The organism is Paenibacillus sp. FSL H8-0048 (assembly GCF_038002825.1).
Lineage (GTDB): Bacteria > Bacillota > Bacilli > Paenibacillales > Paenibacillaceae > Paenibacillus_AQ.
Genome location: NZ_JBBODF010000001.1, coordinates 6,146,299 through 6,172,189 on the forward strand (window position 1 = coordinate 6,146,299; position 25,891 = coordinate 6,172,189).

The 25,891-nt window shown below is 53.0% G+C and carries 22 protein-coding genes and 1 riboswitch; of the genes, 16 read left to right on the plus strand and 6 right to left on the minus strand.

Going from position 1 to position 25,891, the window contains the following annotated elements:
* Nucleotides 1-678: 678 nt before the first annotated feature.
* Entirely contained in the window at nucleotides 679-1,449 is a 771-nt protein-coding gene (locus NSU18_RS26695; protein WP_341151106.1) for a DeoR/GlpR family DNA-binding transcription regulator, read from the plus strand.
* A gap of 269 nt (nucleotides 1,450-1,718) precedes the next feature.
* On the opposite strand, the gene bglX is transcribed toward NSU18_RS26695, so the two are convergent.
* Together bglX and NSU18_RS26705 are read right to left on the minus strand one after the other, a co-directional pair.
* On the minus strand, nucleotides 1,719-3,884 hold the full coding sequence (gene bglX / locus NSU18_RS26700) for a beta-glucosidase BglX (RefSeq protein ID WP_341150484.1): 2,166 nt from the start codon (nucleotides 3,882-3,884) through the stop codon (nucleotides 1,719-1,721).
* A gap of 29 nt (nucleotides 3,885-3,913) precedes the next feature.
* Nucleotides 3,914-7,246: a GH36-type glycosyl hydrolase domain-containing protein gene (locus NSU18_RS26705; RefSeq protein WP_341150485.1), complete on the minus strand. Its 3,333-nt coding sequence runs from the start codon at nucleotides 7,244-7,246 to the stop codon at nucleotides 3,914-3,916.
* 405 nt (nucleotides 7,247-7,651) lie between these two features.
* Between NSU18_RS26705 and NSU18_RS26710 the strand changes: the two genes are divergently transcribed.
* The 5 genes from NSU18_RS26710 (at nucleotide 7,652) to NSU18_RS26730 (ending at nucleotide 13,248) form a co-directional block, all read left to right on the plus strand.
* Nucleotides 7,652-8,587 carry an ABC transporter permease gene (locus tag NSU18_RS26710; RefSeq protein WP_341017164.1) on the plus strand — a complete coding sequence of 312 codons (936 nt, stop codon included), beginning with the start codon at nucleotides 7,652-7,654 and terminating at the stop codon, nucleotides 8,585-8,587.
* A gap of 27 nt (nucleotides 8,588-8,614) precedes the next feature.
* Nucleotides 8,615-9,511, plus strand: a complete 897-nt coding sequence (locus tag NSU18_RS26715) for a carbohydrate ABC transporter permease (protein WP_341017166.1) — start codon at nucleotides 8,615-8,617, stop codon at nucleotides 9,509-9,511.
* A 79-nt stretch (nucleotides 9,512-9,590) separates the two neighbouring features.
* Nucleotides 9,591-11,162 (plus strand): DUF3502 domain-containing protein, encoded by a 1,572-nt coding sequence (locus tag NSU18_RS26720; protein WP_341017167.1) that lies wholly within the window; start codon nucleotides 9,591-9,593, stop codon nucleotides 11,160-11,162.
* A gap of 65 nt (nucleotides 11,163-11,227) precedes the next feature.
* Entirely contained in the window at nucleotides 11,228-12,250 is a 1,023-nt protein-coding gene (locus NSU18_RS26725; protein ID WP_341017168.1) for a LacI family DNA-binding transcriptional regulator, read from the plus strand.
* Nucleotides 12,251-12,294: 44 nt separating this feature from the next.
* On the plus strand, nucleotides 12,295-13,248 hold the full coding sequence (locus NSU18_RS26730) for a sugar phosphate isomerase/epimerase family protein (RefSeq protein ID WP_341150486.1): 954 nt from the start codon (nucleotides 12,295-12,297) through the stop codon (nucleotides 13,246-13,248).
* 25 nt (nucleotides 13,249-13,273) lie between these two features.
* On the opposite strand, the gene NSU18_RS26735 is transcribed toward NSU18_RS26730, so the two are convergent.
* Complete coding sequence (locus NSU18_RS26735; protein ID WP_341017171.1) at nucleotides 13,274-13,453, minus strand: hypothetical protein; 180 nt, start codon at nucleotides 13,451-13,453, stop codon at nucleotides 13,274-13,276.
* Nucleotides 13,454-13,625: 172 nt separating this feature from the next.
* On the opposite strand from NSU18_RS26735, the gene NSU18_RS26740 reads away from it, so the two are divergent.
* The 6 genes from NSU18_RS26740 (at nucleotide 13,626) to NSU18_RS26765 (ending at nucleotide 17,990) form a co-directional block, all read left to right on the plus strand.
* The gene (locus tag NSU18_RS26740) at nucleotides 13,626-14,024 is read left to right on the plus strand and encodes a hypothetical protein (protein ID WP_341017173.1); all 399 of its coding nucleotides are present in this window, start codon (nucleotides 13,626-13,628) and stop codon (nucleotides 14,022-14,024) included.
* Nucleotides 14,025-14,226: 202 nt separating this feature from the next.
* Complete coding sequence (locus NSU18_RS26745) at nucleotides 14,227-15,414, plus strand: hypothetical protein (protein ID WP_341017175.1); 1,188 nt, start codon at nucleotides 14,227-14,229, stop codon at nucleotides 15,412-15,414.
* 412 nt (nucleotides 15,415-15,826) lie between these two features.
* Entirely contained in the window at nucleotides 15,827-16,144 is a 318-nt protein-coding gene (locus NSU18_RS26750; RefSeq protein WP_341017176.1) for a hypothetical protein, read from the plus strand.
* A 116-nt stretch (nucleotides 16,145-16,260) separates the two neighbouring features.
* Nucleotides 16,261-17,040, plus strand: a complete 780-nt coding sequence (locus tag NSU18_RS26755) for an SDR family NAD(P)-dependent oxidoreductase (protein ID WP_341017177.1) — start codon at nucleotides 16,261-16,263, stop codon at nucleotides 17,038-17,040.
* A gap of 221 nt (nucleotides 17,041-17,261) precedes the next feature.
* Complete coding sequence (locus NSU18_RS26760; RefSeq protein ID WP_341017178.1) at nucleotides 17,262-17,594, plus strand: DUF3139 domain-containing protein; 333 nt, start codon at nucleotides 17,262-17,264, stop codon at nucleotides 17,592-17,594.
* A gap of 129 nt (nucleotides 17,595-17,723) precedes the next feature.
* Nucleotides 17,724-17,990, plus strand: coding sequence for a hypothetical protein (locus tag NSU18_RS26765; protein WP_340752076.1), 267 nt, complete (start codon nucleotides 17,724-17,726; stop codon nucleotides 17,988-17,990).
* A gap of 83 nt (nucleotides 17,991-18,073) precedes the next feature.
* Here NSU18_RS26765 and hpt read toward each other — a convergent pair whose 3' ends face one another.
* The 3 genes from hpt to NSU18_RS26780 are packed head-to-tail and all read right to left on the minus strand — an operon-like array spanning nucleotide 18,074 to nucleotide 20,740.
* On the minus strand, nucleotides 18,074-18,601 hold the full coding sequence (hpt, locus tag NSU18_RS26770) for a hypoxanthine phosphoribosyltransferase (protein WP_341017179.1): 528 nt from the start codon (nucleotides 18,599-18,601) through the stop codon (nucleotides 18,074-18,076).
* Nucleotides 18,602-18,631: 30 nt separating this feature from the next.
* The gene (locus NSU18_RS26775) at nucleotides 18,632-20,146 is read right to left on the minus strand and encodes an IMP dehydrogenase (protein ID WP_341017181.1); all 1,515 of its coding nucleotides are present in this window, start codon (nucleotides 20,144-20,146) and stop codon (nucleotides 18,632-18,634) included.
* 33 nt (nucleotides 20,147-20,179) lie between these two features.
* Complete coding sequence (locus NSU18_RS26780; protein ID WP_341017182.1) at nucleotides 20,180-20,740, minus strand: phosphoribosyltransferase; 561 nt, start codon at nucleotides 20,738-20,740, stop codon at nucleotides 20,180-20,182.
* 125 nt (nucleotides 20,741-20,865) lie between these two features.
* Nucleotides 20,866-20,968, minus strand: a riboswitch (purine riboswitch).
* A gap of 331 nt (nucleotides 20,969-21,299) precedes the next feature.
* Between NSU18_RS26780 and hemA the strand changes: the two genes are divergently transcribed.
* From hemA to hemC, 4 genes are all read left to right on the plus strand, one after another.
* Nucleotides 21,300-22,691: a glutamyl-tRNA reductase gene (gene hemA, locus NSU18_RS26785; RefSeq protein WP_341017184.1), complete on the plus strand. Its 1,392-nt coding sequence runs from the start codon at nucleotides 21,300-21,302 to the stop codon at nucleotides 22,689-22,691.
* A 5-nt stretch (nucleotides 22,692-22,696) separates the two neighbouring features.
* Entirely contained in the window at nucleotides 22,697-23,524 is an 828-nt protein-coding gene (ccsA, locus tag NSU18_RS26790) for a cytochrome c biogenesis protein CcsA (RefSeq protein WP_340950627.1), read from the plus strand.
* A gap of 308 nt (nucleotides 23,525-23,832) precedes the next feature.
* Complete coding sequence (locus NSU18_RS26795; protein WP_341151107.1) at nucleotides 23,833-24,471, plus strand: precorrin-2 dehydrogenase/sirohydrochlorin ferrochelatase family protein; 639 nt, start codon at nucleotides 23,833-23,835, stop codon at nucleotides 24,469-24,471.
* Between the two features lie 404 nt (nucleotides 24,472-24,875).
* Nucleotides 24,876-25,820, plus strand: coding sequence for a hydroxymethylbilane synthase (gene hemC, locus NSU18_RS26800; protein WP_341150487.1), 945 nt, complete (start codon nucleotides 24,876-24,878; stop codon nucleotides 25,818-25,820).
* Nucleotides 25,821-25,891 lie beyond the last annotated feature (71 nt).

The window sequence follows — 25,891 nt, forward strand, 5'->3', positions numbered from 1 at the left end:
AAGCAGAATGTATGCTGTTTTTGACATACATTGGGTCTGATACCTTCGCGTAGGCGGATTGTATGCTGTTTTTGACATACATTGGGTCTGATACTTTCGCGTAGGCAGATTGTATGCTGTTTTTGACATACATTGGGCCTGATACCTTCGCGTAGGCGGATTGTATGCTGTTTTTGACATACATTGGGTCTGATACCTTCGCGCAAGCAGAATGTATGCTGTTTTTGACATACATTGGGTCTGATACCTTCGCGTAGGCGGATTGTATGCTGTTTTTGACATACATTGGGCCTGATTACCTTCGCGTAAGCAGAATGTATGCTGTTTTTGACATACATTGGGCCTGATTACCTTCGCGCAAGCAGAATGTATGCTGTTTTTGACATACATTGGGTCTGATACCTTCGCGTAGGCGGATTGTATGCTGTTTTTGACATACATTGGGTCTGATACCTTCGCGTAGGCGGATTGTATGCTGTTTTTGACATACATCGGGCCTGGTTACTTTCGTGCAGCAGCCGTCACCGGATTTCTCCCGCGAAAAGTGGCTGAATCTTGGGAATCTGGGACAAAAGCGGCTGGAAGGCCAACTATTCTCTGGAGACACGGCCATCCCAATACAGAACAAATCCCAAGTACAATCTATATAAAATCCACAACGAACTGGAGGAAGCAGGAATGTCGCTGACCTATGAAGAACGCAAGCACACGATTCTCGCCCAGCTGGAGCTTGCGGGGAAGGTGCAGGTGCATTCTCTCGCGGAGCGGTTCGGGGTGACGACGGAGACGATCCGGCGCGATCTGGACCGGCTGGAGAAGGAGGGGCGGCTGCGCAAGGTGTACGGGGGAGCGGTACGAATCCGCTCGGAGAATCATGAGCCGACGTTCATGAAGCGCGCGCAGATGCATCTCCAGGACAAGCAGGCCATCGGCAGGCTGGCCGCCTCACTCATTCAGGACGGCGAGACGGTCATCCTCGACAACGGGACAACGACCCTTGAGATCATGCGCGCGCTGAAGGACCGTACACAGGTGACGGTGATTACGAACTCTGTCCCCGTGCTGAATTGTGCGCTGGAGCAGTTTGCGGGGAGGGTTATTTTTGCCGGGGGAGAGGTGAATGCAGGGTATCAGGCAGCAGTAGGGGGAACCGCCCATGATCTGCTCGGCCAGTTCAAGGTGAATAAGGCATTCATCTCGGCCGGAGGGATCTCGCTCTCGGAGGGAATTACCGACTATCACTTGGAGGAAGCTCTCATCTCCCGCAAAATGATGGAACGGGCCGAGGAATCCATTCTGGTCGCGGATCATTCCAAATTCGGCATCACTACCTTTGCCCAGATCGCCCCGCTAGAGCATATCTCCATGGTGCTGACCGACAGCGGCTGCTCTGCGGAATGGAAGGATACCTTCGCCAGGCTGGATATCGAGCTGCTGACCGGGGCGTAATGCAGAGCACAGGCTTGCACTTCCCGCTTAAACAGCGGAGAGAACGAAATGACCCGCGGAAAAGCGTCAGCGGTCGCCTTGGTCTCCGGATTTTCACCGAATAGGGGAATGAAAAAAATTCTTACGAGGACAGCGATTGTAACAACGTTTCGTCCGCGGAGCGTCCTCACCTTGCGCAAACGTCCATCCAACTCCAAAACAAGGGGTGTCCCAGCCATTTTATGGCTTACGGGACACCCCTATTTATTATGTCTAATGGGTTAGTATAATCAGCCGATCCAGATCCGCTGCGTGCTATGATCGCCAGAGTTTGCACCAAGCATAATGTCGAAGTCTCCTGGCTCGAACACGAGCTGATCCTCCTGGCCGTAGAACATGAGCATGTCTCTGGTGATCTCGAAGGATACCGTCTGCTTCTCATGCGGGGCAAGGGTAACCTGCTTGAAGCCCTTCAGCTCCTTGCCGGGACGGACCACACTTGCGGTAACATCGCGGATATAGAGCTGAACGGTCTCCTTGCCGGTAACCTCCGAGGTGTTCTCCACCTGGATAGAGGCCAGTACCTTGCCGTCTGCCGCAGCTTCTACAGTGAAGCCGCTGTAAGCAAAGGTGGAATAGCTAAGGCCATAGCCGAAGCAGAACAGCGGATCATTCGGAATATCCAGATAGCGGGTTACATAACGCACATTTGGATACTGCGGATCATAAGGGCGTCCCGTCTGATAAGCGTTATAGTACACCGGAATCTGTCCCACAGAGTAAGGGAAGCTCATGGAGAGGCGTCCGGACGGGTTATAATCTCCGAACAGCACATCTGCAATGGAATTTCCCGACTCGGTGCCGAGGAACCAGGCCTGTACCAGCGCGTCGCTTGACGCGAGCACTGGCGCAAGCTCCAGCGGACGTCCGCTGAACACAATGGTAACCACCGGCTTACCGGCCTCCTTGAGGCGGTGAATCAGCTTCTCCTGATTGGCGGACAGCCGCAGGCTGGCCTTGCTGCCGCCTTCCCCGGTATCCTGCTGATTCTCGCCGACTGCGGCAAGAATCACATCACAGTCCTTCAACTGCTCGTAAGCCGCTTCGGAAGCATCCTCCACATCGAATACACCCTCCAGCATGCTTCCCAGCTCGCCTGTCATTGCTGTGAGCAGGTCTGCTGCCGGGATTTTACCGGTGATGCCGGTGTAGAGGGAGACTGCCGGGTCTTTCTCCGTACCGGCCCAGCCGCCAAGAACATTGATCGAGGTAGCGAAGGGACCGGCGAGGCCGATTTTCATCCCGCGCGTAAGCGGCAGGACTCCGCCTTCGTTCTTCAGCAGAACGATTGAGCGGGCGCCCATCTCACGTGCCGCCTGAAGATGCTCGGGACTTGGCTTATCGGCTTCATCAGCTACAGGGTCGGCATCCTTGAACGGATTGTCGAACAGGCCGAGGGCATCCTTAAGCTCCAGTACCCGCGTAACCGCTTCGTCGATCAGGCGGAGGTCGAGAAGACCTTCCTCGACAAGCGAAGCAGCGTGGTTCAGATAGTGGGTGGACATCATTTCGATATCCAGTCCCGCTACCAGGCTCTTCAGAGCGGCTTCACGTCCGTCTTGCGCTGCGCCGTGGGGCACCAGCTCGTTCACGGAGTTGAAGTCGGCGATGGTGACGCCATCGAAGCCCCATTCCTCGCGGAGAATACCGCGCAGGAGCTTGCTGTTGCCGCTGGACGGAATGCGGTCAATGGTATTGAACGCCGCCATCACCATAGCGACACCGGCATCTACTGCCGCCTTGTAGGCTGGCAGATAGAATTCGCGGAGCACGCCGGTGGACATGTCCACCGTGTTATATTCACGGCCGCCTTCCGGCGCGCCGTAGCCGGCGAAATGCTTCACGCAGGCAGCGATCCGGCCCGGCTCCTTCAGATCCTTGCCCTGGTAGCCCCGGACCATACTCTCGGTCACCCGGGCGTTCAGGTAAGGGTCCTCACCGGAGGTCTCCATGACCCGGCCCCAGCGCGGATCGCGCACGAGGTCGGTCATCGGAGAGAAGGTGAGGTGAATGCCGGCGGCAGCGCTCTCCCGCGCAGCTACCTCAGCGAACTGCTCGCAGGCATCGAGATCGAAGGAACAGCCCATAGCGAGCGGAATCGGCAGAATGGTCCGGTAGCCGTGAATGACATCGGCCATGAAGAGGAGCGGGATCTTCAGGCGGCTGGATTCCAGATGCCGGGTCTGCAGCTCAATGACGTTCCGTGCGCCGATGCCGTTCAGAACGCTTCCTATGCTTTTGATCACCTGCGGCTCGATATTAAGCTCTTTGAATGGACCCGTCAAATCCACGGTATCATCCAGACCCCAATAGTATGGACCAAGCTGGGTAAGCTGGGCTAACTTCTCGTCTAGTGTCATATCGTTCACGAGATCCTGGATAAACGGTTTAGTCATGGCTAACTCCTTCGTAAGCGTACTGAAAGTTATTGTGTTACATAGAGATGCAGCTCATCGCCGGGCAGGCTCAGCAGGTGATTCTTGGCAATGCTTACCGCGCCCGGGCGGTATGGATTCGGCAGAACCTGGCCGGTAACAGCAACGCCTGCTGCATGCACTTCCGGGGTGAGGGCCTCACCTGCGCTGATGTGATAGACGAAGGTCATCTTCTTGCCGAAGCACTCATAAGTGAAGCGCAGGCCGTCAAGGCTGGCCGGAAGGACTGGATCGATAATCAGCTCTTCTTCACTGAAGCGGATACCCAGAACGGCTGAGATCAGCTGATTGAGATAGATCCCTGGACCGCTGGAATACAGCCGCCAGCCGCCCTTCACTTCTACGCTGCCGTCACGCAGCTGGTTGAAGTTCTCCTGATAGCTGTAACGGTCAGGGAAGTCGCCGTCCGAGCTGCTGAAGTACATGTTGCTCTGGCGCAGCTGGGCATTTGGCACGCTCTGCCGGATGTTGATCGGGTTGATCTGGAACAGGCCGTCCCAGGCCCGCTTCGCTTCGCCCAGCTTGGCGGAAGCTTCGATATAGCGGATATGGGCATGTACATATTGCAGGCTGATCTCGCGTCCCACGCTGGCTGCTTGCTCTGCACGGCGGAAGATGGTGCTTACGCCGCCTTCATAGCGGGCAGGACGGTCCATAAGACGCACGCCGTCCGGGCAGTTCAGGTGTTCATCGATCAAGCGCAGATTGGCTGCCGCTTGCTCCGGCGTAACCAGCTCGGCAATAATGCTGCGGGTCATCGGCAATAACCTGTAATGAATGCCGGTCTGCTGATCCAGCGGATGAAGCATATAATCAATGCTGCCGTCCTCCTGGAAGTAAGCGAAGCCGGCGATCACGCCGTCTTTGATCAGGAGGGTCCGGAATGATTCCTTCATCTCTTCAGCCATAGCTGCCAGGCTGGCGGAGAATTCAGGATCGGCGGAAGTCACCTGGGACAGATTGCGGATCACCTGGAAGGCGAGCGCGACCGTCCATGCGCTGACCAGCTTGGTCTTGAGCGCTTCATTGGCTGGCTGCAGGGTGTCATCCCAGTCGCCGCCGGCATAGTTGATCAGAGCAGTGCCCGGTATGAAGCGTTCACGGATGGTCTCTACGGCAGCCTTCACATGCTCAAGGACAGTCTCGGTCTGCTGGCTTGGCTGAGCGTTCGCCAGATGGTGATAGCCGATTTCTTCGGTAAGAATCGCGTAGTCTCCGGTAGCCATGATGTAATCGCTGATGCATTTCAGCGGCCAGAGTACAACGTCGCCATGCCATTCATGGGCCTGAACCGGATGCTGGTCGAACATGAACCATTGCGGCCATTCCTTGCTCTCCCACAGCTGATGCGAATAGATCTTCAGCAGAACATTGCGGGCCAGCTCATAATGCTGGGTCATCAGGAAGTACTCCATTGGCCCCTGGCAGACATCGCGTGTCCCCCAGGCTGCTCCGCCCGGCTGTTCAAGGCCATGCGGCATGATGAAGTGGGTCATCGCATTATGGGTGTACCACCATGCCGTTTCATTCAGAATATCGATCCGTGACTGCTCGGCTCCATCCAGCTCAAGCTGGAAGCCGGAAGTGAACGAAGCGTAGAATTCGTTATACTGTGCCTGCTCCTTCTCCAGTGTGTAAGGGGCCGTCAGAGGAAGAGCCTCTGCTGCTGTAAGTCTGCCCTGAAGCACGAGCTGGAAGCCGGAAGACTGCGTTACCGACAAGGTAAGCAGAGTGCCGTTGCGCGGCTGTCTGTCGGCATAGAACATCCGGTCGTCACTATACGTATAGGAAGTTCCCGGCAGCTGGATATCGAAATGCAGGCCCGGATAAGGAAGCTTCTGAAGCAATGCTTCATCAGGAAGCAGCTGCAGGATGCCGTCCTTCTCTTCCACCCGTACCGGATGCTGGAATTCATGCTCGCCCATGACCAGCTGGTTCGTGATCAGATAATCGTAGGATCTGCCCAGCTTCGACTGAACCTGAAGGGCAACATCCGGCTGGCCTGCTGCGGCAATTGAGGTAACGGTCAGTACATCATCCTCAAGCTGATAGTGCCATTTCGCAAAATTCACGCCCATCTCGTAAGCCGCCGGCAGTGTAAGAATCCGGTAGACCCCGTCCATGCGGACATAGATCCGCTGACCGCTGTTGCGCTGAATATTCAGCAGGCCGCGCGGCGTGGAGAGCCCTTTATGGAAGGAGGTATTCCCCACTACAGTCTGCCCGTTGAAGATACCGTACATATAGTTAGTGGAGGAGATCAGGTTGTTGTCTACCTGCTTGTCGCCCAGCAGCGAGGTGATGATATGGCCATGCGGACGTTCCACCAGCAGCTCCTTAGGCTGCAGAACCACATGGACATGCCCGTCAGTGAAGAAGGAGAGCAGCTGGCCGTTCTCTATTTCCTCAAGCTTCCGGTTAGGGAAGGCAGCATCGATCTCGGCCTGTGACCACTGCGCGGAGACATAAGGCTTGCCGATATCGCCACTCAGTAGAGGGACATCCCGGCTTGGCACGGCTTCCTTGCCGCTCCAGTCGATCTCTGCGTAAGCTGCCTGCAGCTCAGCCTGGAATTCGAGCTCAGTTACAGCAGCGGGATGATTCGGGCGGTATAGGCCGTAGAAGGCGAATTCTACCGGAGCCGACAGGACCATAGTCTCGGTCTGGAGTGCGGTATAAGCCAGCTCGTATTGATAGTTACGGTTCTGCAGATTGCCGTTAAGCGCTTCAGGCACATAGCTGCCTTTATAGGAAATGCCGAAGAACTGCATACCATCTGTGGAATAGCCTACAGCCCGTGAGCCGACTACACCCTGCTGGAGATACGGGAATTCTGTTCCCTGCGGCTGGTTCTGGCGCGAGCATACAGCATAGCCCTGCGGGCCTTCCCAGATGCTGTGATCCAGATACTGGCTCATGTAGAGCTCATTGGCGAGAATGCCGCCTTTCTCTGCAATGCCGACATCCTGGCCGTACACTACATCTACAGTCTCGCCGTTGCCGGAGAGCTGAAGCTGCCAGAACCAGATGCCGTCATTGGCCGGTGCGAAGGTAACGCGGTAGCTGATTGCTTCTATAGAACCTTCAAAAATCAGTTTGTCATCGGTACGGGACAGCTTGGAGCCCGACTGAATACCCAGCAGCGGATAGCTCTGGATTCCTTGCTCCGTATATACGCGCAGATAGATATTATTGGAAGAGCCTTCTGCCGGATTACCCTGGAACAGATTAATAAGAGTGGAGCCCTGCGTGAATTCAAAAATATCTCCTGTAGGCAGGAATGTATACGACAGGTCATCCCGGGTTAAGGTAATCATGTTCATTTGTTGTTTGAATATCATATCGAGCCTCGCTTTCCAGTGCTTAAGTTAGGACATGAAATCGATCAGAACGGGGGAATTCATCATCAGATGTCACAAAAAAAGGGCTGACATGTCCATGTAAAGAATAAATAGAAACGTTTCCATAGGCGATACATTTCGAGTTTAGACTTTTGACCGAAAAAAGTCAATTATCTATAAAAAAAACGCCTTTTTATCTATTATGATCGATGAAATGTAATTTTATTACTTGTTATTTAAAAATAAAAAATGTTTGACAGCGTATACAAGGAAGGAGTATGCTCTGAGCAAGGGGAAACACAAAGAAATAATGGAAACGTTTCTATATGGACGAAAAGGGTTAATTAGTTGCAGTAGAATGCATTGTTCAATTTGGAGGTGGGTTCATTGGCAAGATTTGTACAATCGGGCGGAAATGTTGTCCGGGAATTATTAAAGAACAAAGTGCTGTATCTCATGCTGCTGCCTGTCATTGTGTATTTTGCTGTGTTTCATTACGCGGTAATGCCTGGCGCTTACGTTGCATTCGTAGATTACAAGCTCAACAAAGGGATCTTCGGCAGTGACTTTATCGGACTCAAGAATTTCGAGTTCCTGATTCAGAACGGAGACCTCTGGAATATCACCAAGAATACTTTGCTCTACAATCTGGTGTTCCTTGCACTGGGTAACATCATCCAGATTGTATTTGCCATCATGCTGTCGGAGATTGCAGGCAAGTGGTTCAAGAAGATCTCCCAGTCGGTTATTCTGCTTCCGAACTTCATCTCGATGGTTATCGTCGGCGTGTTCGCGTATAACCTGTTCAATTTCAACTCCGGGTTTATCAATACGATGCTTGCCAGTACAGGCTTAGACAAGATTGAGTTCTACTCCGATGCTGGAATCTGGAAATACATCATTGTCGCGTTCAAGATCTGGGCAAGTACCGGTTACGGTATGATTGTCTATCTGGCAGCCATTACGGGGATTAACCATGATCTCTATGAAGCAGCCTATATGGACGGCGCCACTACCTGGCAGCGTATCCGTTATATGACTCTGCCGATTCTGAAGCCAACCTTCATTCTGCTCCTCCTGTTCGGTATGGGCGGAATTCTCAAAGGCTCCTTCGACCTCTTCTACAATTTGATTGGAACAAACTCCGTGCTGTATCCGCAGACGGATATTATAGATACGTATGTCTTCCGGTCGCTCGTGGGACAATTTAACTTCTCCATGGGTGCTGCTGTAGGCTTCTACCAATCCTTATTCGGTCTGGTTCTGGTGCTTGTCGTCAACTTTATTGTGCGCAAGGTTGAACCGGACAGCGCGTTGTTCTAAGACAAGATGAGAAACAGGGGTGTTAATATGGCAAGTAATACTATTAAACAGGATTCAGGGAGCATTTTCATTAAGGTGATCAGCTACATTTGCATCTCCGTGTTTGCCCTGTTCTGTGTGTTTCCTTTTGCGCTGATGATCTCTTCCTCCTTCATGAATGAGCAGGAGATTGTCCGCGAGGGGTACAAGCTGATTCCGAATGAGATTTCTTTCAAAGCTTACGAATTGTTGCTCAGTAACTCCTCCAAGCTGGTGGATGCTTATCAGGTAACGATCTTTATCACAGTCGTCGGTACGGCGCTCGGGCTGTTCATGATGTCCATGGCCGGATTTGTCCTGAACCGCAAGGATTTCAAATACCGTAACTTCTTCTCCTTCCTGATCTATTTCACCACCTTGTTCAGCGGAGGACTGATTCCGACTTACATCCTGATGGTTAAGCATCTGCATCTCAAGGACAACCTGTTCGCTATGATCCTGCCGGCGGTGGTAGGGGCGTGGTCGATCTTCCTGATGCGTAACTTCATGAAGGCGATCCCGGATTCCCTGTATGAATCAGCGACGATTGACGGCGCAGGTGATTTCCGCATCTACTGGCGGATCTTCATGCCGCTGGCGGTTCCGTCACTGGCAACGATCGGACTGTTCTCGGCACTGGGCTTCTGGAATGAGTGGTATAACGGAATGCTGTATATGGACACTCAGAGCAAGTTCCCGCTCCAGTACTTCCTGCAGCGCATGATCAATCAGGCCAATATGGGCAGTCTCATCAACTCGGGGGCGGTCATTAATACAGCCGATCTTCCGACCCAATCGATTAAAATGGCTACAGCCGTGCTGGCCACAGGCCCGATTATTCTCCTGTATCCATTCATTCAGCGTTACTTCGTAACCGGTCTTACCATCGGTGCTGTTAAGGGTTAATGGACGCCTGCTTCAACTGAAGGGTGTTTGTTATAGATGCAAGATCCATATTATAGAAAAGAAAAGGGAGGCTTACCGAATGAAAGGTAAAAAGATTGCTTCTTCTCTAGCTGCTGTCCTCATGCTTACTGGAGTGCTATCCGCTTGTTCGTCAAGCAATGATGCAAATGGAAATACGGGTTCGTCGAATACTCCATCTACTTCCACTAATTCCGGAGGCGTAGACACTTCTAAGGAAGCGAAGCTGACGTATTACCTGTGGGGCAGTGAGGGAGTTACCAATAAAGACATTCTGGCTGAGATTAACAAGAAGCTTAAGGCTGATCTGAATACTACCCTTGAAATCAAATATATTGACTGGCCGGACGTAGCGACGAAGTATCCGCTGCTGTTCGCTTCCGGTGAGGCGTTCGATCTGTCGCATGCTTCTCCTGGTGCTCCTGTGTCCTACTACACCCTGGCAACTGAAGGTGCGCTGACTGACATTACCGACATGCTGGACAAGGTAGCGCCTAAGCTGAAGGCTGAGATTCCAGAATCCTCCTGGCAGAACACCAAGGTGAAGGGCAAAATCTACGGCGTACCGAGTCTGTTCAGTGAATATACGCCTGCCGGTTATGCTTACCGTACCGATCTGCTGAAGAAATACGGTATGACTGACATTAAATCCATTGATGATATGGTTAAATACATGGATAACGTGGTTGCGAATGAATCCTTCCCGCCAATTAACGGTAAGGCTGAGGATGCACAGAACATGTACAGAATGCTCGTAGATACTACAGGCATGTGGCTGAATGCACCTGGTATCTCGCTGAATGAATTGAACCTGGTCACTAAGAGCCCAGAGGATTACAAGACGGTATTCCATCCGGCCTTCACCCAGGAATTCGAGGATTGGGCTGTGAAAATGCGTGAGTGGGGCGACAAGGGCTACTGGGGCAAAGACGTATTGTCCGCTTCCCTCGGCAGCAAAGACAACTTCAGAGCCGCGAACTCTGCGGGTTATCTGACTCATGCCCAGGACTGGATCGGCCAATACGGCGGAGATATCAAGGCGCTGCCTGACTCTCCTACAGCCTTCTATACTTTTGCTGAAGCCAATAAGAAAATCAAACGTAAGATGGGTGTAGATAACTCGACAGTTATCAGCGCGAACTCCTCTAACCCAGAGCGTTCTCTGATGGTTATTGAGAAATTCATGACCGATGAAAGCTACTACAACCTGATGCAGTACGGTATTGAAGGCAAGCACTACATCATTGAAGACGGCGTGAAGAAACAGCCTCCAGGCTTCAATGAAAAGACAGACGGCGGCGGCTTCTCGGCTTGGTCGCTCAGAAACGACAAGTTCGTCATTCCTAGTGATACTGAGAACCCGATCCGTAAAGATCTGTTCGCTGCATGGGATAAAGAAGCCATTGATGATCCGTACAACGGCTTCAGCTTCGACCCGGCTAATGTAACTACCGAAATTGCTTCCATTTCGAACGTAAATGCACAGCTTGGTATTCAGCTCATGCTGGGTAAAACAAGCAAAGATCCAAAAACGGCTGTAGCAGAATACCGTGATCAGCTGAAAAAAGCAGGAGTTGACAAGGTCATTGCCGAAGTAGAGAAACAATTGGCAGAATTTACACCTGTTAACTAAAAGATTGTATAGGTTACAGGGGAGCTATATCTTATAGCTCCCTTACCTGTAAATGGGGGAGTAGAGTGGACGTAAACATTAAGGATATCGCCAGGATATCCGGTGTCGGCATCTCAACAGTGTCCAGAGTGATCAATAACAAGGGGCTGGTGAGCGATGCCACCCGGGAGAAGGTCCTGAGTGTCGTCAAGGAATATAACTATATTCCCAATTCCAATGCCCGAAATCTGAAAACAACCCAATCCAAAAATATTGCACTTATGGTAAAAGGGATTACTAACCCGTTCTTCTCCATTATGATCAAGGAGATTGAACGTCAGGTCAATCTGCGCGGATATCCGTTTCTTATCCATCAGGTAGAGGACGGCACCGATGAGATTAACGCTGCCATTCAGCTGGTGAAGGAGAAGAATCTCAGCGGGATTATTTTCATGGGCGGTACCTATAATCACTCCGAAGAGAAGTTCAAGCAATTAACCGTTCCATTCGTACTCACAACAATTACCACCTCACAGGAGGTGGACCCGTCCATCTTCTCAAGCGTAACGATCGATGAATCCAAGGAAGCCTATAAGGCAACCTCTTATCTGCTTTCACTTGGACACCGGAACATCGGCTTTCTCGCCAAATCTCCCTTACTGGAAGACACCACGGGCAGCCGCCGCCTTCTTGGCTACAAGCTGGCGCTGGAAGAACATAACATACCTTATAATCCGGGATTTGTAGAGGACTGTGAATACAGTCCAAGCTCAGGCTTCAATGCTGCACGCAGACTGCTTAACCGCGACAGAACCGTAACCGCTATCTTTGCGGCCTCCGATACGATTGCGATCGGTGCGGCCAAAGCTGTGCTTACCGCAGGCTTATCCATCCCTGATGATATTTCCATCATCGGCTTCGACGGTATTGAGATGGCTGAGTACTATCATCCTGCGCTGGATACGATCAGCCAGCCGGGCACTGAAATGGCACTGTCCAGTGTGGGCGTGCTGTTCGACCTGATTACCAAACATTCCTCCCATCAGCACATTGTCTATGATGCGGTATTGCTCAAACGGGGCTCTTGCAAGATGATTAAGAGCCGTTAACAGCAGGGCGCTGACTATAAAACCAACTGGAGTTGACAACAACAATGCAAGATTCACTGAGAATAGGGACGCTTGTACGCGGCGGTGAAGCCGTCCAGGTCATTCCGCAGATTGTGGAGCATGGCTTCGAATCCTTTCAACTGAATTTCTGGCAGACGACAGGCGGAATCGATCTGGTGGAGACTGCAGTCCGGGTCCGGGAGCTGGCGGCGGAGCATCACTTCGTCATCTCTGCTGTCGGCATCTACGGCAATCCGCTGGGCGGCGGGCCGGAGGCTGAGACAGAGGCCACCTTGGCAGGCTGGGAGCAGCTGATTGAGCACGCGCACTTGTTCGGGACGGACATTATCGGCGGCTTTACCGGCCGGCTGCCCGGCTCGTCGATTGACGAATCGCTTCCGAGATTCGCCGAGGTGTTCGGGGAATTGTCGAAGCGGGCGGCAGATAAGGGTCTGCGGATTGCTTTTGAGAACTGTGCGATGGGCGGGAGCTGGCAGAAGGGGGACTGGAATATTGCCCATAACCCTACAGCCTGGGAGAAAATGTTCAACGCCGTTACGGCAGATAACCTCGGTCTGGAATGGGAGCCTGCCCACCAGCTGACCGCGCTGATTGATCCGGTTCCGCAGCTGCGCAAATGGGTGGATAAGATCTTCCATGTTCATGGCAAGGACGCAACGGTTGCCTGGGACATAGTCAAGGAGTACGGGATTCATGGTCCGAAGCCCTATGTGTGGGACCGGACGCCGGGCTTCGGGGATACGAACTGGACGGATATCATCACGATTCTCCGGCAGGGCGGCTATCAGGGCACGATTGATATTGAAGGCTGGCATGATCCGGTCTACCGGGATCTACCGGGACGAGCTGGAGATGACAGGCCAGGTCCATGCACTGAATTACCTGAAGCATTGCCGGGGCGGCACTATGATACCCAATCCGGTTGTTTGAGTATACAAGAAAGACCTCATGCTTCACATCTGCTGATGTGGCCGTGAGGTCTTTTGGGTTGTAGTTATGTGATTAGATGAATCGCTTGATCGTCCAATAGGGGACGGTGAGGGTCCCTTTATTCGTTTCGATATGCAGTGCATCTGCGGAGTGGTCGATCTGGCATATTCCGGTGTACGTTTCTCCGCTGATTAAATGCACGCGCTGCCATAGATTGGAGAGAAGTGCATGCTGAATATCCTGTTTAATCATACCGTCCACTTCCTCCTTGAATGCAGTGTGCTTGTAAACCTCTGTACTTATTATTAAACACGGATAGGAGATTTTAACAGCAAAATTGGTTACAGTTTTGTACCATTTCTTATATACATTCGGCTGATGGGGGTGTATTGTTAATAGCGCTGTCTGAAGAGGGGGAAGTGCTATGAGTGATAGTCATGGATTCAAGTTGGATTATGCAGAGATCAGTGAGCGGATACAGTGGCTGCTTGGAGTGAATTCACGACTGGTACTGGTGGAGGATTCTCCTGAAGCCATTGAAGGCGGCATCTATAAGTGGGATGAGACTGGTACGGCTGGCTCCCTGGCCAAGAATGCCCTGATTGAGGATTATATGATTCTGGTTACCCGGATGCGTATGGATCTGGAGGAGCGGAATAATCCATGCCAAATGAACAGCTTCGATCATAGCTGCAAGACGGTGCTCCATTATCTGAAGCAGGATACGTACGTATGGGAGAGCTCACCGCAGGCTGTACTGAAATCTGTGAAGCGGGAGCTTACGCTGCAATACTGCATTCTGACCCAGAGTGTGAGGGTGTAGCGGACAGATATTTTATACCTAATGAATAGGCTGCATTCTGTTGCTTTAGTGACGGAATGCGGTCTTTTTAAAATATAGAATAAAAGGATGGTAAAGCCGTTTCCAATTGTATCATGTGAATCAGGAGCTCTGGTTACAATAATCATATACCTTCGGAGTAGCGTTCTGTAGAGAGGGTATATATATTTAGGAGGTGTTACCGATGAATAGAACAACCAGATTACAGCAGATAACCGTAACTCTTCTTACCGCAGGTCTGCTTACCCTGTCAGGCTGGGGAGCGGCGGCTTCCCCGGTTCAGGCGGCAGCAGCTTCGGCCGCAGCACCGGCTTGCGGGACTGGAGATCACGGACTGCTTCAGGATTTGCAAAAGGCACACAGCGGATCGGACAGCATTCCGCTTACCTTCTCGGATGTGGAGTTTCTGAATGCGAATATCGGGCGTGCAGCCGGGAACGGCTTCCTGATCGGAACCTCGGACGGCGGCTGCCATTTCCAGAAGATCTATGAAGGACAGTGGAGCTTCCAGCAGATTGATTTCCCCGATAATGTTCACGGCTGGGCGCTTGCCGCGGTTAAGGACGGACAGGCTAAATATCTGTTAAGAACGGCAGACGGCGGCTCTACCTGGACAAGGCTGTCGAACCAGGCAGTAGCCTTTGAACGTATAGAGTTCCTGGACAAGAGCCAGGGCTTCGGCTACAACCGCGCATCTACATATTATACGAAGGATGGCGGGGAGAGCTGGAGTCTGATCAAGACGCCTGCCAACACACGCGGAGCGGAATTCACCAGCCGGAATAACGGCTGGGCTGTGGTGGTCGTTCCCGGCAGCGGCTACCGGGTAATGAAGACAACTAACGGCGGAGCAGCCTGGAAGCAGGTGCTTAGTGCCTCCGCCCCTGAGGCGAATTACGGACAGATCTACGCCAAGGGCAGTCAGGTGTATGCGCTGCTGTATGGCGGCGTCGGCATGTCGCAGACCTCGTATTCCCTCTACGGCAGCTCTAATTCCGGCGGCAGCTGGAAGCGGGTGATTGCCCAGGAGACCGCAGGCGGCGGTCCGGCTCCGGGCAGCGGAGCAGCCGTAGCGAAGAAAGGCCCGGCTTCGGGCACCCCCGGGAATATGGTGCTGATCGGCACGCAGACTGCCTTCCTGGCAGGCTACCAGCCGGCAGCGGAGCAGGTGGGCATCGGGGTCACCAAGAACAACGGACAGAGCTGGAAGAATCAGCAGACCGTTCCCGGCTTCGAAGGAACGATCTCGTTCACCGATGCCAATCAGGGCTGGATGGCTGTGAAGGATATGAACAGCTCCACCCTCTATGCGACGAAGGATGCAGGCGCTACCTGGACAGCACGGTTTTCTTTTGAGACGGCTGGGCGGTAGGTTGTCCTTAAGGTAATGATGAATGACGAAGGCAAGAATGAGTGGCGAAGATGAGTGGCGAGACGGGTCTTCTCCTATGGGGGAGGGCCCGTCTTGCTTGTTGTAATAGGACACGTGCCGCTCGCCGTCCCATTGTAATCGGTTTTTCGATTACATTCGGCCCACGTGCCGCTCGCCGTCCCATTGTAATCGGTTTTTCGATTACATTCGGTGCTCTCAAGCAGGCCCCCGGCCTGAATGTATGCGAAAAACAGCATACGATGTGTTCGGCTGAAACGATACCGTCTTTTAAATGGACGGCAAAGTCGTTTCTACTGTAGTGCAGCAGCAGAACAGGTATTGTGGAGAGTGACGTTAGCATTGGTGTAATATTTGTGAGTAGCGGGTAATGGGATAGCATAGGGGGTGAAGCATGGTTAGACCCGTTAGAATACTCTGGATCATTGCTGTCGTCGCTAATATCGTAGGGTTGGCGCTCTTTGTCCTGCTGACGAACCCAGGGTTCAGCCAAGGGTTCATCCTGGATGTCATAAATATATTGATGTTTCAGATATTAGGCATCCCCTCTGCGGTTCTGGTTGTTGCATCGCTTCTTCTGTTGAAGTACATTAAGAAACCGCCAGGCTGGGCGGGGTACATCGGAATCTTCATCATAATAGGGGCACTGTTGTGGCTTGCGGGATATTTTCTGTTGTTTGCATGGCTGATGCTATTCGAGAACGTCCGGTAAAAATAATTCTTTACTGATCGTTCTCGAATATGCTAAGATGCGGATACGAAAGAAATTATTTTTTTGATTATATTAGAACGTACGGTCTCAAATAAAAACGATGAGGAGTGGTAACGATGGGGAAGCTTGACGGGAAGGTTGCCTTGATTACTGGAGGGAATAGCGGGATTGGGCTGGCAAGTGCCAGGTTGTTTGTGGCGGAGGGCGCCAGAGTGGTCATTACCGGCCGCAATCCGGTATCCCTGCATGCGGCGGTAGAAGAGCTGGGCGCGGAGCATGCAGTTGCTGTTCAAGCGGACGCTACTGATCCGCAGAGTGCGGTGAAGGCTGTGAATGCAGCGATAGAGGCCTTCGGCAGACTGGATGTGGTCTATGCAAATGCAGGGATCGCCGGCTCTACACCGCTGGGCAGTACAGAGCTTGCCGCCTTCGAGGAAGTGCTCCGGGTCAATGTGACCGGTACGTTCTTCACCGTCCAGGCTGCGCTGCCTCATCTAAAGGCCGGAGCCTCCGTCATTCTGACGGGCTCTGTGTTAGCCAAGGCCGGAAGACCCGGTAATTCTGCCTATGCCGCCAGCAAAGGAGCGGTCAGCAGCATGACCAAGGTACTGGCCTCCGAGCTGTCCCCGCTAGGCATCCGCGTCAACAACATCGCGCCTGGCGTAACACGCACTCCGATCTGGGGCGAATCGGCAATGGATAACTGGAAGCAGATTGAGGCGGGCATGGCCCTTTCGATTCCTCTGGCCCGCGCGGGTGTACCCGAGGAGATTGCCAAGGTAGCGCTGTTCCTGGCCTCCGAGGATTCGTCGTACATCCAGGGCGCAGATATCGCCGTCGACGGCGGAGCCGGCAGCTCTCCGCTGGGCGCACCCATATACCGCCAGAACGCATAAGGATGGAAAGTCGCAGGAGAAGCGGCTAGTGGCAGGAAGCACCTTGAAGGGTGCTTTTTTGCGTTCAGTCTGGAGAGTAGGCGAGTAGCCGAGTGTATGCGAAAAACCGAATACAATTTGTTTGCCGGCATTCACCGGTGTGGTAAAATGAATTAGTATATGTAAAAATGTGTAATTATCACTCTGAGCTAAAACTATATTTATGAATGGAGGTTATCGGCATGAGGCTTACTAACCGGGGTACGATAATTGCTGCTGTGGTACTCGTTGTCGTAGCAGGTGGGATCTACCTGTCGCTAACCGGATTACCTTATAAAAGAAGTCAAATCGCTGATGAGGTCAAAGCCTACCTGATTCATATCAGAGCATATCCCGAAGCGGATATTCAAGCGATCCGGGGAGTCTATAGCCTGAAATCGGGCGATTATGAAGCGGAGGTAAGGTATAAGGATGAACCGGATCAGCATTACACCTATGCCAAAGTGAATGGAGTGTTCAGACTCGTCGGAGTCAGCAGCATGTACGGGAGACATATCGATGAAACTTTTTATTAAAGTGTAATTTCCAGGTAAGAGGTAATCGTTCTGCGTTGTCGAATAAGAGAATATACATAATAATGGAAAAGCTTGCATGCAAGGCGGTTGTGTTGTAAACGCTCACAATAGATGCAGGAGGCGAACAGGATGGACGGTAGCAAGTCGTTAATCTATCAAATTCTCAAGACGATTGAAGAGGGCAAAGAACCGGTGCTGGAGAACCTGGAGGGAGTGACGGTCGGGGGCTTCCACAGTGCGCTTGAGCAGATTGTTGAGAACAAGCTGGCGAATAATATCAGCTTCTCGCTCAGCGGCAAAGGCAAAAAAGCGGTCCGCGTCGTGGATACAAGCGGCTCCAAATTGACGGCGCAGGGCGTAAATTATATTCATGTCCAGGATAGCCGCACCTACTAGCTATAAAATTAAGAAACAAGACAACACCCGCAGAAGTGGAGAGATGATCTCCGGCTGCGGGTGTTTCATTGCGCGGTGGCTGCCTATTCGTTAGTCTTGATGATCCAGACCTCCGGCAGATTACGGTATTGCTCGGCATAGTCGAGACCGTAGCCGACGACGAATTCGTCCGGGATATCAATCCCGCTGTAATCAATCGGAACATTGACCAGACGGCGGGAAGGCTTGCTGAGGATGGTGCAGATCCGCACGCTGGCAGCTTCGCGCAGGGCGAACAGCTCCTTCAGATGCTGAAGCGTCAGGCCGGTGTCAATCAGATCCTCGACGAGCAAGACATGCTTGCCGCGGATATCCAGGTCGATATCCTTCTTGATCGTGATGACACCGGACGAGGTGGAGCTGGCGCCGTAGCTTGCGACCGACATATAATCAATGCCAACCGGAAAAGTAATCTCGCGCATCAGGTCGGACATGAATACAGCGCCGCCCTTAAGAATACCGATCAGCACAAGCTCCTTGCCTTCGTAGTCGCGCGATATTTCAGCGCCCAGCTCCTGTACTCGCTGCTGTAGCTGGTCTTTGCTGACGAGAACTTTGGTAATTTGGCTCATGGTTGACGCTCCTTATGGATCAGGATGGGATCAGGAAGATGATCTGTCCTTTTCCTTAAGCATAACATCATGTGCGCCTCCTTCAAAGATCGTTGTCGAGGAGACAAGGGTGATTTTGGCCTTCTGCTGCAATTCCGGGATGGTCAGCGCGCCGCAATTGCACATGGTGGACTTGATTTTGCTGATGCTGAGATCAAGATTATCCTTCAGCCGTCCGGCATAGGGGATAAAGGAATCCACCCCCTCCTCGAATTCCAGCTTGCTCTCTTTATCAGCATTGCCGAAGTCATAACGCTGCCAGTTGCGGGCCCGGCTGGAGCCCTCGCCCCAATATTCCTTCACGAAGTTCCCGCCGACCAGCAGCTTGCGTCCGGGACTCTCATCGAATCTGGCAAAATAGCGCCCAAGCATCACGAAGTCCGCGCCCATCGCCAGCGCCAGCACAATATGATAGTCATAAACAATTCCGCCGTCAGAGCAGATGGGGACATAGATGCCGGTCTGCTCATAATATTCCTGGCGCGCCGCCGCCACTTCGATGACGGAGGAGGCCTGGCCCCGGCCGATGCCCTTTTGCTCGCGGGTGATGCAGATGGAGCCGCCGCCTATACCGACTTTGATGAAATCAGCTCCCGCCTCCACGAGATACAGGAAGCCCTCCTTATCGACAACATTGCCCGCGCCGACCTTCACGCTTTCCCCGAAAGTCTCCTTAATATAATGGATGGTCTCTGCCTGCCACTCCGAATATCCGTCAGAGGAATCGATACACAGGATATCTGCTCCAGCCTCCACCAGCGCCGGTACACGCTCTTTATAATCCCGCGAATTGATTCCGGCACCCACGATGAGCTGTTTGTTATCGTCATGCAGCTCCAGCGGATACTCCTGATGGCTGTCATAATCCTTGCGGAAGACCAGATGGACGAGATGGCCGCTGGCATTCACAATCGGCAGGCAGTTCAGCTTATGATCCCAGATCATGTCGTTCGCTTCTGTCAGCGTGATGCCTTCTTCGGCGTAGATGAGCGAAGCAAGCGGGGTCATGAACTCTGTAATCGGGCACTCCGGAGGGAGGCGGTTCTCGCGGTAATCCCGGCTGGTGACGATGCCCTTCAGTCTGCCTGTCGGTTCTCCGTTGTCTGTGATGGCAATAGTGGAGTGGCCGCTGCGCTCCTTTAGCACCAGCACATCCTTAAGCGTATCTTCCGGGCGCAGGTTCGAGTCGCTGAGGACGAATCCGGCTTTGAACTTTTTGACCCGGCGGACCATTTCGACCTGTTGCGTGATAGACTGGGAGCCATAGATGAAGGAGATGCCCCCGCTTTTGGCCAGCGCGATTGCCATGTTATGGTCGGACACCGCCTGCATGACCGCTGAAGTCACAGGGAGGTTCATGGTCAATGCCGGAGTCTCTCCCCGGCGGAATTTGGTTACCGGTGTGCTAAGATCCACATTTCCGGGAATGCAATCTTTGGTGGTCAGGCTGGGCACCAGCAGGAACTCACTGAAGGTTCTTGAAGGCTGCTCATAATAATAAGCCATAGCTTGTCACTCCCCTGCGATTTTTTGGACAACTCATACCTGGGACAGGAACCTGACGGGTACTCCAATGTCCGCTTCCAGCTGCTTGTAATGCTCTCCTTTGGCTAAGATAGCCTGCACTCCGGCAAGTGTAACGCCCATCACGGACAATTGAGCAGCAATGCAGCGGATCGTAGCGCCTGAACTAATCACATCATCCAGCAGCAGCACGCGGTCACCGGAAGAGAAGCCGTCAAAATAAATATAATTCTCATTATACGCCGTCTCGCGCCGGATACTAACCTCATAATTCTCATACAGCTCAGTGCTGAGGCGCAGAATATTCATCGGCTTCATCAGCTTGTACGCAGCCAGCATCCCCCAGGTATGACCGCCGGGTTCAGGGGAGACAATGTAATCAAAATCGGGAAATTGCTCCGTTACCGCATCCGCCAGCTTGTGAGTGATTTCACGGATCAGCTCGGGGGCGATATACGTACCGCGTTCTCCGAAGGGGTAGAGCTTGAAGTCATAGGCGGTGTCCTTGTTCTTATAGATCCTCACATTTCTGGCCTTACGGATTGATTCACTTAAGCTTGCGTAGGATGCACTCATTTGCCCTCACTCCTTCTATATATAATGGATGCAAAAAAACCCAGGCTAAAGGAGGCGCAGTCCAAAGCAGGATACATCAGCAGAGAAAAGCCCGGTTTCACCCGTAAGCTCACACTGATTTATCCAGCAGGGGTCTGGCCTCTTGTAGCCTGGGGCAATTTACGGTTGCCTGTAGATACGCCCATTCCGGATTAACGGGCTTATACAAGAGAGGTTTGAAAGGACATAACTAACGCGATGTTAACTTGGGAACAGATAATCAGATCGTTTTTGCTACATATGTCATAAAAGTTAACTCGGATCATTTGTTATATGCTATCATCCGCAATAAAGTGTGTCAATATTTCATCAATATGTTATATTTATTTACTTATGCGCTTATTTATAATAATTATTATCTGCAATTCATAAATAGTTCAAAGGTTTTGTTAAAAGCCGTATTTTGATGTGATATACTTAACACAGCGTTTTGAGATCTTGTGAAATTAATTCTATTATTAGCTGATAAGCAGTAACAGCGCCTACACCAATGAATATAGATTAGGATGGTGAACAAGCGATGCATATTGTCGTCGTTGGCCTGAATTACCGTACGGCTCCCGTAGAGGTGAGGGAACAGTTCGCTTTTGCTGACAAGGATCTGCCTGCCGCGCTTCATCAGCTGCTGCAGACGAAGAGCGTTCTGGAAGGGGTCGTTGTCGCCACCTGTAACCGGACGGAAATTTATGTGGTCGTGGACCGCCTTCATATGTGCGGATATTTCATCCGCAGCTTCATGGAGCAGTGGTTCGGAGTAAGAAGTGATGTATTTACGCAACATATGTATATATATGAAGACGAGCAGGCGATTGCCCATCTGATGCGTGTCACCTGCGGTCTGGATTCCATGGTGATTGGCGAGACACAGATTCTGGGTCAGGTGCGCAGCGCCTTCCTGACGGCTCAGGCGGAAGGGGTTACCGGAACCTGGTTCAACCGGCTGTTCAAGCAGGCGGTGACGCTCGGCAAGCGTGCGCATAGTGAGACCTCGATTGGCGAGAGTGCAGTGTCGGTCAGCTATGCGGCTGTGGAGCTGGGGAAGCGGATCTTCGGCATGTTCACCGGCAAAAGAGTGCTCATTCTAGGCGCCGGCAAAATGAGCGAGCTGACGGTCAAGCATCTGTACAGCAGCGGCGCGGCGGAAGTAATTGTCGCCAACCGTACCTTGTCCCGTGCCATCGAGCTGGCCGAGAAATTCTCGGGGAAGCCCAGCACAATTGAAGAGGCGCTGAAATGTCTGGATGAAGTGGATATTGTGATCAGCTCCACGGGTGCGGACGGCTATGTGCTGACGGCTGCCCAGGTAGCCGAGGGCATGAAGCGCCGCCCTTCACGGCCGCTGTTCATGATCGACATTGCGGTACCGCGCGATATTGACCCTGCTGCTGCCAGTGTGCCGGATGTATTCCTCTATGATATCGACGATCTGGAAGGCATTGTGGAGAGCAACCTGGAGATGCGCCGCAGTGAAGCTGCCAAGATCGAGGTTATGATTGAAGGCGAAATGGCGGATTTCCAGCAATGGCTGAAGACGCTGGGCGTCAGACCGGTAATCCGTGCGCTGCAGGACAAATCGAATGGAATATATGAAGAAACGATGGATAGCCTGTTCAACAAGCTGCCTGAGCTGGATGAGCATCAGCGCAAGGTGATCCGCCGGCTGACCAAGAGCATCGTCAACCAGATGATGCATGATCCGATCAACGTAATCAAGGAGATGTCCGGCGGCAAGCAGGGCAATGAAGCGCTGGAGTATTTCACTCAAATCTTCGCCCTGCAGGAGCAGCTGGATGCAGGTCCGGCCGGTGAAAGTGTTGAACCGCTTCAGCGCAGCGCTGCTGAACGGCCCTCCGGCGGAGAGATCCGTATGCCGGGAGCGGTGCTTACCCCAGCCGGTCTGCTGGGCGGGTGAGCCGCATGCTACTGCTGAACGGAATATATGATGCCGCTCTGCTGCTATATGCCCTGAGCCTGCTGTTTGTTTTCTCGGATTGCCTTCGGCGTAATCCGGGCGGAAAGCGGCTGGGCACAGGGCTTCTTGCTGTTGTGGGCCTGCTGCAGCTGACCGGACTTGCGATCCGCTTCTCCCAGGAGGGCGGATTGCCGATTTTCACACCTTACGATTTCCTGTTCTGGTTCTCCTTCAGCATGGTGGTTACCTCGTTCGCAGTGACGTATACTCGCGGCGGTGAGTTCACGGTGCTGCTGCTCAGCATGGCGGGCTTCAGCGTATTCCTGCTGAACCGGGTATGGCTGACGGCTGAGGATCATACGCTGCAGAGCTGGAGTGCGGTGCACGGGTGGCTGGCAATGCATGTGATTTTGGCGAATCTGAGCTTTGCCGCACTGACACTGGGGACGGTATTTGCGATAATGTATCTATTCCTGCATACGAAGCTGAAGAATAAGAAGTGGGATGACCGCGTCCGCAGGCTGCCCAGCCTGGAGACGATGGACAAATATTCCTACACGGCGATCCTGGCCGGAGTTCCGCTGCTGCTGGCCTCGCTGATTCTGGCGGGTCTGTCGATTGTTGCGGAAGGGCGGACGCCGCTGTTTCAGGATACGAAGGTCCTGACTACGCTTACGGGCCTTGGCGTCTACATTGTATATCTTGTGCTGAAGTTCTCCGGCCGCCGAAGCGGTACAGTCATGGCCCGCTGGGCGATTGCCGGGTACGGCTTCATTATTCTTAACTTCCTGCTGAATTCCTGGTCGGAGTTCCATGGCTGGGGCGGGGAGTGAAGCGTGATGGAGAGTAGCTTGCCAGTGGGAAGGAAGATGGATGAGAGCGGGTTGGGACTGCTGGGAGCTGGAGTGAGTGTGATCGGGCTGGAGAGTAGCTTGCGGATGGACGTAGAATGAGTGTGAGTTGGAAGTGCTGGGGAGCTGGAGTGAGCGTGATGGAGAGGCTAGCCAGTGGGATGGACGCTGGATGAGAGCGGGTTGGAAGTGCTGGGATGGGTGGAGTGAGCGTGATGGAGAGGCTAGCCAGTGGGGTGGACGCTGGATGAGAGCGAGTTGGAAGTGCTGGGATAGGTGGAGTGAGCGTGATGAAAAAGTATCTGCCGATTATGCTGGATGTGGAAGGGCGGCGGGTGGTGATCGTTGGCGGCGGGGCGGTGGCTATGCGCAAGGCGGCTCCTCTGCTGGAAGCGGGCGCGGAGCTGGTGGTGATCAGCCCCTCGCTCAGCGGGACGCTGGCTGATGAGGGGCGGCTGGAATGGATCAGCCGCCCGTATGCTCCCGGGGATCTCCAGGGAGCTGTTCTGGTCTATGCCGCCAGCGATAACAGGGCGGTGAACGAGGCTGTTGCTGCGGAAGCCCGGCAGCTGGGGCTGCCTGTTAATGTGGCCAGCCATGCGGAGGCGGGCACGTTCATTACGCCCGGCGTGCTCCGCCGCGGGCGCTTGACGGTTACGGTCTCGACCTCCGGGGCGGGACCGTCTGCGGCTGCGGAGATTACGCAGCAGATTGCGGGGCTGCTCGGCGAGGATTACGAGCCGTATCTGGATTTCCTGCATGAGCTGCGGACGGCGATTAAGCAGCTGGAGCCAGCGGCAGAGACCCGGGCGCGGCTCTTGCGGCGGCTGGGGAAGCTGGATGTGTTGAATGAGCTGCGGCAGGGAACCTTTATACCGTGGACGCCCGAGGAGATTGAAGCTTGGGTGGCGCGCAACCGGGTGGAATAGGCGGCGGAAGTGACTGGGCGGCCGAGTCGAGCAAATGAAGAGTATAAATACCCTTGAATTTAGCGAAAGTGGCTCAAGCGAGCAAATGAAGAGTATAAATACCCTTGAATTTAGCGAAAGTGGCTCAAGCGAGCAAATGAAGAGTATAAATACCCTTGAATTTAGCGAAAGCGGCTCAATCGAGTAAATGAAGTGTAAAAATACCCTTGAATTTAGCGAAAGCGGCTCAAGCGAGCAAATGAAGTGTAAAAATACCCTTGAATTTAGCGAAAGCGGCTCAATTGAGCAAATGAAGAGTATAAATACCCTTGAATTTAGCGAAAGCGGCTCAAGCGAGCAAATCCAGGGTAAAGTTGTACGGCTGGGGCTGGAATAAGGGACTGACTTGAACAGGGGGAATGGACATGCGGAAGATTATCGTGGGCAGCAGACAAAGTGCGCTGGCTCTGACGCAGACGGGGCATGTGATTGCTGACCTGGAGCGGCTTAGCGTGGAGCATGGTTTTAATTTTACTTTTGAGGTGCATAAGATCGTTACCAAGGGTGACCGGATTCTCGATGTGACCCTGTCCAAGGTGGGCGGCAAAGGCTTGTTCGTCAAGGAGATTGAACAGGCGATGCTGGCGAAGGACATTGATATGGCAGTACATAGTATGAAGGATATGCCTTCCGAATTGCCGGAAGGCTTGATGAATGGTGCGGTGCCGAAGCGGGAAGATCCGCGCGACGTTCTGATCTCGGGCAGCGGCGCAGGACTTGAGGGTCTGCCGCAAGGTGCTCGCGTAGGCACCAGCAGTCTGCGGCGCTCCAGCCAACTGGCTGCGCTAAGGCCGGATCTGCTCATTGAGCCGGTACGCGGCAATATTGATTCGCGGCTGAAGAAGCTGGAGAGCGGCGAATATGACGCGATTCTGCTGGCAGCGGCGGGGCTGTCGCGTATGGGGTGGCAGGACCGGATTACGGCATATCTGCCGCCTGAGGTCTGCCTGCCCGCTGTAGGCCAGGGAGCACTGGGTATTGAGTGCCGTGAGGACGATGAGGAGCTGCGCAGGCTGCTGGCGCTGTATAACGATGAGCGCACGGCGCTTACGGTGACGGCGGAGCGTACCTTCCTGGGCGCTCTGAACGGCGGCTGCCAGGTACCGATTGGCGCTTACGCGATCCTTGAGCCGGAAGGCGAAGCTGCGAGGCCGTCTATAACGTTAACCGGAATGGTCGGGACACCGGACGGTACGGTTATTCTGAAGGAGACCTGCACCGGCAATGATCCGGTGGAGCTGGGTGCGGAGGTTGCACGGAAGCTGGTGGCCCGAGGTGCGGAGAAGATTTTGGCCGATGTAAGGGAATAAGGAGTACATGGGGTACGGGTTATACAGGGGAGCAGCGCAGGTTACCGAGAAGCTTATGCAGGGCAGAATCG

Excerpts from the sequence above, each read along its gene's own strand:
- NSU18_RS26755 (WP_341017177.1), top strand. The coding sequence starts at position 16,261 with ATGGGGAAGCTTGACGGGAAGGTTGCCTTGATTACTGGAGGGAATAGC.
- bglX (WP_341150484.1), bottom strand. The coding sequence starts at position 3,884 with ATGACTAAACCGTTTATCCAGGATCTCGTGAACGATATGACACTAGAC.
- NSU18_RS26765 (WP_340752076.1), top strand. The coding sequence starts at position 17,724 with ATGGACGGTAGCAAGTCGTTAATCTATCAAATTCTCAAGACGATTGAA.
- NSU18_RS26705 (WP_341150485.1), bottom strand. The coding sequence starts at position 7,246 with ATGAACATGATTACCTTAACCCGGGATGACCTGTCGTATACATTCCTG.
- NSU18_RS26745 (WP_341017175.1), top strand. The coding sequence starts at position 14,227 with ATGAATAGAACAACCAGATTACAGCAGATAACCGTAACTCTTCTTACC.
- hemA (WP_341017184.1), top strand. The coding sequence starts at position 21,300 with ATGCATATTGTCGTCGTTGGCCTGAATTACCGTACGGCTCCCGTAGAG.
- NSU18_RS26695 (WP_341151106.1), top strand. The coding sequence starts at position 679 with ATGTCGCTGACCTATGAAGAACGCAAGCACACGATTCTCGCCCAGCTG.
- NSU18_RS26730 (WP_341150486.1), top strand. The coding sequence starts at position 12,295 with ATGCAAGATTCACTGAGAATAGGGACGCTTGTACGCGGCGGTGAAGCC.
- NSU18_RS26760 (WP_341017178.1), top strand. The coding sequence starts at position 17,262 with ATGAGGCTTACTAACCGGGGTACGATAATTGCTGCTGTGGTACTCGTT.
- ccsA (WP_340950627.1), top strand. The coding sequence starts at position 22,697 with ATGCTACTGCTGAACGGAATATATGATGCCGCTCTGCTGCTATATGCC.
- NSU18_RS26750 (WP_341017176.1), top strand. The coding sequence starts at position 15,827 with ATGGTTAGACCCGTTAGAATACTCTGGATCATTGCTGTCGTCGCTAAT.
- NSU18_RS26735 (WP_341017171.1), bottom strand. The coding sequence starts at position 13,453 with ATGATTAAACAGGATATTCAGCATGCACTTCTCTCCAATCTATGGCAG.
- NSU18_RS26740 (WP_341017173.1), top strand. The coding sequence starts at position 13,626 with ATGAGTGATAGTCATGGATTCAAGTTGGATTATGCAGAGATCAGTGAG.
- NSU18_RS26780 (WP_341017182.1), bottom strand. The coding sequence starts at position 20,740 with ATGAGTGCATCCTACGCAAGCTTAAGTGAATCAATCCGTAAGGCCAGA.
- hemC (WP_341150487.1), top strand. The coding sequence starts at position 24,876 with ATGCGGAAGATTATCGTGGGCAGCAGACAAAGTGCGCTGGCTCTGACG.
- hpt (WP_341017179.1), bottom strand. The coding sequence starts at position 18,601 with ATGAGCCAAATTACCAAAGTTCTCGTCAGCAAAGACCAGCTACAGCAG.
- NSU18_RS26775 (WP_341017181.1), bottom strand. The coding sequence starts at position 20,146 with ATGGCTTATTATTATGAGCAGCCTTCAAGAACCTTCAGTGAGTTCCTG.
- NSU18_RS26720 (WP_341017167.1), top strand. The coding sequence starts at position 9,591 with ATGAAAGGTAAAAAGATTGCTTCTTCTCTAGCTGCTGTCCTCATGCTT.
- NSU18_RS26715 (WP_341017166.1), top strand. The coding sequence starts at position 8,615 with ATGGCAAGTAATACTATTAAACAGGATTCAGGGAGCATTTTCATTAAG.
- NSU18_RS26795 (WP_341151107.1), top strand. The coding sequence starts at position 23,833 with ATGAAAAAGTATCTGCCGATTATGCTGGATGTGGAAGGGCGGCGGGTG.